We start from the raw sequence: 4,620 nt of genomic DNA on the forward strand, positions 1-4,620 counted from the left end.
ATATCGCAGGGAGAGTCACGGAACATGCGCGAAAAATTCAAGTTCACCTTTCTAGTACCAACGTTTATAACACGCTTTTCTGGGAAGTCCTTACGCGAATTCAGCGATTGAATCTTTAACTTATTCACTTCACTCTTTCCTTATAAAAAGCTTATTTTCCACCTTCTAGGAAGAACTTTATCCTTTTTTAGCGTTCTACAGTAGTTCTTTCCTGTACTTGGCTCAAAATCGACAGTAAAAATAGAAAATAACACGAACAACAACCCTGTTGACCGGCCCGATTAGTTATCCACAAATTTTTAGAAATCATTCAGGTTATATGTTGTTTTAGGTAAAAGTTCTAAAAGTAACTTTTCATCTTGTTCTGCTATAGCTTTACGAACTTTTGTTGCCGAAATGATATTGCCATCTATGACTTTTCTTGTGAGAACAACTAGCTCTAACTCTTGTCCAAACACTTCTTGCATCGCTTGGTTATATACCTCAGTAACTTTAGAGTAAGGTTCATCGCCTACATAACGAACATGTATATCTAAAACTGGAGCAATTTTTTCTTTAAAAATTTGCGCATCGAGAGTAGCTTGAGTCTTAGCAACGGTTAATTCAGCTTTGTCCTTTAAAAAATAAGCTGGGAAAGTCGCTTGTGAAACGATGTATTTCCGAGTTGGAAAAACCGTTACATTTTCTAAATGGCTAACACCCGCTTGAACCATGTTCACTCGATCTTCCGTTGAAAATTCGGAATGGTCCTCTGATAAAACAAAAACATAAACTTGATCATTATCTTTAGCTGCAGTGTCCACTAGATATTGATGACCTTTAGTAAAGGGATTAGCATTCATGACAATACCCGCCCCTTGGCCTGCTTTTTTGTTTTGGTATAACTCATGAAGATAAGTAGAAAAATCTTCAGGCCCTTGTTCCATAAATAGAACGTCTTCATTTACAATAATTTTTTTAAATCCTAAGGAACGAAAAATCGTTTCTCTTTCGGGATTAGTATATAGAAAATAGTGAAAGTAACCCTCTTCATTTAATTGCTCAACTAATTGAGTAATGATCCAATTGACTAAGTTTTCTGATTGATAGTCTTTGCAAACTGCTACACATTTAATAATATTTTCAGCAATAGAACCTGTAGCAATCAGCTTTTTCCCATCATAAATCCCAAGAGTATAGTCAAGATACTCTTCTATTTGCAGATTCGCACTAACCATCAATTTTTTCCAAGCTTCATAGCCTTTTTTATCTTTATCTAGCCAAATACGTTTGCTTTTATACATATTATCCATAAGCTCAACCTCCTCTCTCCAGTTCTTTCTTCACTCCTCAATTTTCATCCTTATACGACTTTCTCATCAATAAGTTACTTTATACTCTTCTATCTAAAAAAACACTTACACCCCTATTATAGGAAAAGTTTATAAAATTTATAGTGGAAACCGTCAATAAAATTGTTCTTTTCGTGTTTCTGTTAACAAAACGAATCTTTAAAACAATAAACGTACAAAAACACGAGTTTGTTAACTATCCACTTTATTTTATGGTAAAATAAAGTGACATGATTATGAAAAATCATTTATTAGTTAATCATAAGGAGATGGGGGAAATGGACCCAATCGTTGAGGCTATAAAAAATAACCTGGATTTATCACAAAACAAGCCATTAAAACTTTGTGTTTACAAAGCTTTACGCAAAACAATCATTTTAGGTGACATTCCAGCGGGAGAAAGAATCAACGAGAAAGAATTATCTGAAGAATTAAATATTAGTCGCACGCCGATTCGTTTTGCTTTACAAGAGTTAGTAAAAGAGCAACTCGTGGAACATGTGCCTAGAATCGTTATTATCGTTAAAGGGATCAGTATAAAAGATGCTTATGAAATTTATGATATTCGTAAAGCTCTAGATACCCTAGCAACGACTAAAGCGATGACCCTAATGGATAGTCAGGATTTTGATGAATTAGAACAACTACTTGAAAAGGGCGACTATTATAATAAAACGGATCAAGTAGATAATCTTTTACAAAACTTCTCTGAGTTTAATTCATTTATTTATAAAAAAAGCCAGATGCTACGCCTAAAAGCCATTGTAACAAATTTACAAGCGTACCTAGTGTACTTTCGTGATATCGCTATTCGTGCTTCAGAGCGAAGAAGCTTAGCTTTAGAAGAACACTGGTTGATTTTCCGTGGTATGAAAAATAATGATGTAGAGCAAATTACTTTGATCACCCATGAACATTTAAACCATTCATTGCAATTTGTCATAAAAGAAATGGAACGAAGAAAAATTGAGTAATTCGACATTAATACAGCTAACAAAATTTGCTACAAAATCACTTTATTATGAAGTGGCTCTTTCACCTAAACCTGGACTTGTAGATCGTTTTGATAACGGTGCTCATAAAGACATGGATTTTTTCATGTTTATTGATAGCATTGAGAGTTTAGCCCCCCATTTCTATGAATATGCACGATTAGGTTTTACTCATAACGATGATTTAGCCTCTCTGTTTTCCAAGTTGCGTGAGGAAGGGATAAAAGCTGAACATGATATGTTAGAAGCAACCTATCAAGTAAATACGCATAAAGGAGCAAATTTTTCCTTTGCAGTTTTACTTGGGGCTACAGGTCTTTACTTGCAAAATCATTCACTCCCATTTTCTTTTCAGGATACTACAAATATTTTATCCTTAGTTGCTCAGATGACTCATCACCTTGTTGAACAAGACTTTTCTCATATAACAGAAAAAAATAAGTTATCCCATGGAGAAAAATTATATATTAAAGCAGGGACGCTAGGTGTTCGTGGAGAAGCTACACAAGGATACCCAGCACTATCAAGCCTGTTATTACCCTTTTTTCGGAAGCGTGCGGAGCAAGAAAGCACAGAAATGTTGTTATTACGTGGCCTCATTTTATTGATAAGCCAAATTGAAGATAGTAATCTCCTGCATCGTGGCGGGGCCAACGGCTGGCAACAAGTAAAACAACGAGGGGTGGGTATTCATCAAAATAAGCTAAACGAACTTGAATTTAAACAAAACCTAACCACATTTAACCAAGAATTAATTGAAAAAAATCTAAGTCCAGGAGGCGCTGCTGATTTATTAAGTTTAGGCATTTATTTTAGTTTTTTAGAAAAACTTATTTAAATACAAAAATACAAGCTGGCAGCTTTCTTGTCTAGGATGCCAGCTTGTATTATTTTTTATTGTAGAAGTTGACCAAACCGTTGCGTCAACCTTTGCCATATATTTACAAGGGCGTCGTAAAAGCGTCCAGATATATCCTCTACGTTAAAAAATTGTCCCATCTGATCGATAATATTTGCTACTTCCATACGATAAACCCAAAGTAAAAAAAGGAAAAGGACAAAAGCAATGAAACGTAAAAGGCAGCTTCTTGCTCGCAAAGCCCAAACGAAAAGAAAAATACCTATAACAATAGCAATCAATGTCTCCACCTAAATGACCTCCCTTATATTTCCATTATGATATTAAAGTAAGCAGAAAACATCCTTCTTCCGCCTGATTTCATAAAAAAAGACTGGGAAGCCCCAGTCTTTTTTACTCTTTGCCATCTAAAATGTTCAGACGTACTTTTTTGCGATCATTAGTTCGAACACTGTAAACAATCGTTCGAATGGCTTTTGCAATACGCCCTTGTTTACCAATAATTCGTCCAACATCACTAGGTGAAACAGACAAATTATATTCAAAAAAGTGATCTGTCTCCTCAATTTCGACTGACACTTGTTCAGGCTCTGTGACCAAAGGACGAACGATCGTTAAGACCAAATCAGTCAAATCTGTCATAATGGCCACCTTATTTCTTAGCGTGTTTTGCATCGTGATGCTTTTTCATAATACCTTCTTTAGAAAGAAGATTACGAACCGTATCAGAAGGTTGAGCGCCTTTAGCCAACCAATCGAGTACGCTAGATTCCTCGATTTTTACTTCGCTTGGTTCTTTCAATGGGTTATACGTCCCCACTGTTTCAATAAAGCGACCATCACGTGGTGAACGTGAATCTGCGACTACGATACGGTAAGTTGGGCGTTTTTTATCCCCTATACGTTTTAAACGAATTTTTACTGCCAAAATTTACACCTCCGTTAGTTTTACTCACAAAACGTAGTGTAACAGGTTTTAATTATAGTGTAAAGAGTTTTCTCTTTACAGACTAAATTTTTTTATTTGCAAATTTCACTAACTTTTTGTAAGATTGATCTTGTGGTAAAAAACAAGACAGATTTATTACTAAGCATAGTGGTAAAGAGTCAAGATAAAAAATGAATTTATTGTTACTCTACCACTAAAAAATAGGCGCACTGAACTAGGCCTATGCAAATCAAGCGTTTTCATAGGCTGTTTCCCTAGCAATGCGCAAATAACTTTTTCGTTATTTTTCTATCACGCTCCTAGGTGGCGTATAGAGTTGGTGGTTCCGTAGTAGCGTATCCACCAAGCGCACAAATTTTCTTGCAGTTAAAACGAGGGCTCTTTTGTGTTGATGTTTCGGTGTTTCTTGATACTTTTTACGATAAAAGGCTTGATATTCGGGCAAATGCCGACTGACAGAATTGGCAGCTTCAATTAAGTAGTAACGGA

At 35.5% G+C, this 4,620-nt stretch carries 6 protein-coding genes and 1 pseudogene; 2 read left to right on the plus strand and 5 right to left on the minus strand.

What is annotated here, in order from left to right; translation table 11 throughout:
• Positions 1 to 299 precede the first annotated feature (299 nt).
• Complete coding sequence (gene citC / locus G577_RS0109965) at positions 300 to 1,292, minus strand: [citrate (pro-3S)-lyase] ligase (protein ID WP_028791040.1); 993 nt, start codon at positions 1,290 to 1,292, stop codon at positions 300 to 302.
• A 317-nt stretch (positions 1,293 to 1,609) separates the two neighbouring features.
• Between citC and G577_RS0109970 the strand changes: the two genes are divergently transcribed.
• Positions 1,610 to 2,305 carry a GntR family transcriptional regulator gene (locus tag G577_RS0109970; protein ID WP_028791041.1) on the plus strand — a complete coding sequence of 232 codons (696 nt, stop codon included), beginning with the start codon at positions 1,610 to 1,612 and terminating at the stop codon, positions 2,303 to 2,305.
• Complete coding sequence (citG, locus tag G577_RS0109975) at positions 2,298 to 3,161, plus strand: triphosphoribosyl-dephospho-CoA synthase CitG (protein ID WP_028791042.1); 864 nt, start codon at positions 2,298 to 2,300, stop codon at positions 3,159 to 3,161. Before G577_RS0109970 ends, citG begins: the two co-directional genes overlap by 8 nt.
• Positions 3,162 to 3,217: 56 nt before the next feature.
• On the opposite strand, the gene G577_RS0109980 is transcribed toward citG, so the two are convergent.
• From G577_RS0109980 to G577_RS11935, 4 genes and pseudogenes are all read right to left on the minus strand, one after another.
• Positions 3,218 to 3,472 carry a hypothetical protein gene (locus G577_RS0109980; protein ID WP_028791043.1) on the minus strand — a complete coding sequence of 85 codons (255 nt, stop codon included), beginning with the start codon at positions 3,470 to 3,472 and terminating at the stop codon, positions 3,218 to 3,220.
• A gap of 103 nt (positions 3,473 to 3,575) precedes the next feature.
• The gene (locus G577_RS0109985) at positions 3,576 to 3,824 is read right to left on the minus strand and encodes a KH domain-containing protein (RefSeq protein WP_028791044.1); all 249 of its coding nucleotides are present in this window, start codon (positions 3,822 to 3,824) and stop codon (positions 3,576 to 3,578) included.
• 10 nt (positions 3,825 to 3,834) lie between these two features.
• On the minus strand, positions 3,835 to 4,110 hold the full coding sequence (rpsP, locus tag G577_RS0109990) for a 30S ribosomal protein S16 (RefSeq protein ID WP_028791045.1): 276 nt from the start codon (positions 4,108 to 4,110) through the stop codon (positions 3,835 to 3,837).
• Between the two features lie 301 nt (positions 4,111 to 4,411).
• Positions 4,412 to 4,620, minus strand: a pseudogene (locus G577_RS11935) (IS110 family transposase); the annotation flags it as partial.

Source organism: Tetragenococcus muriaticus DSM 15685, assembly GCF_000423785.1.
GTDB lineage: Bacteria > Bacillota > Bacilli > Lactobacillales > Enterococcaceae > Tetragenococcus > Tetragenococcus muriaticus.